General features: G+C 46.8%; 1 protein-coding gene. It reads right to left on the reverse strand.

The features are described from left to right. Positions 1-1,051: sodium:proton antiporter (locus A3761_RS21510; protein WP_197473166.1), on the reverse strand; the 1,051-nt coding region annotated here is incomplete at both ends.

The raw sequence follows: 1,051 nt of genomic DNA on the forward strand, positions 1-1,051 counted from the left end.
CATCCTGATCACCTTCAGGCAAACCAAGAACACTCCCAACACCCATTAAGTCCAGATAATGATAGGTCGATAAAGTATTCAACTGTTTATAGGGCGAGATAGCCAACATATGACCAACCCCGGTTAAATCCAGGTTATTTTCAGCATGCTCTGAAACGGGGTTACCATAATAGACTGGCAGATTGTCCATTCGCGCTGCCCTGACATTTTCCCAACTGGTATCTGTCAGAATAACGGTGACACCTTTGCCGATCATAGCCTTTGCCAAATTTCTCGCCACGGCGTTCGCACCAATAAATAGAAAGCCATTATCATCCGGCTCTTTAACCTTTAACAAGCCCGCCAAAGGGCTTGAGGTAATACTTTGGATAATGACAGTAACAACGATAACCAAAAACACCATCGGAACTAAGGCACCCGCATCGGCATGCCCTGCTTGCTCCAGTTTAAAAGCAAATAACGCTGACACCGCCGCAGCGACAATGCCTCTTGGCGCAACCCAGCCTAAAAAGGTTTTCTCCTGCCAGCTCAAGTCTGTTTTGACCGCGGCTAACCAAACCGAAAGAGGCCTGGCCACCAGCATTAGTATGAGAATTACCCACAGAGCATTCCAGCCCAAAGCAGTAGCCATACTCAGATCCATTCTTGCCGCAAGCAATATAAATAGTGCCGAGATCAGAAGAACACTGAGCGACTCTTTGAATTCGAGAATATCTTCAACCGGCACACCTTTCATGTTCGCCAGCCAGATCCCCATAATGGTCACTGTCAAAAGACCCGACTCGTGAACCAAAAAGTTAGAAAATGCGAAGATACCCAACATAAACGTCAGTGTTCCGGCATTTTGCAAGAACTGGGGTAACCAATGACTTCTTAATGCTCTCCCCAAGTAATAACCTGAAGAGCAGCCTAAGACCACCCCCAACACCAAGGTCGAACCAAAAGTCTGCAAGACATGCTCAAAGGCCAGGCTTTTGCTCATACCGCTGGATACAATAAATTCAAATACCAAAACAGCCAGTAGCGCTCCTATCGGATCGACTACGATTCC

The organism is Oleiphilus sp. HI0123, from assembly GCF_001635315.1.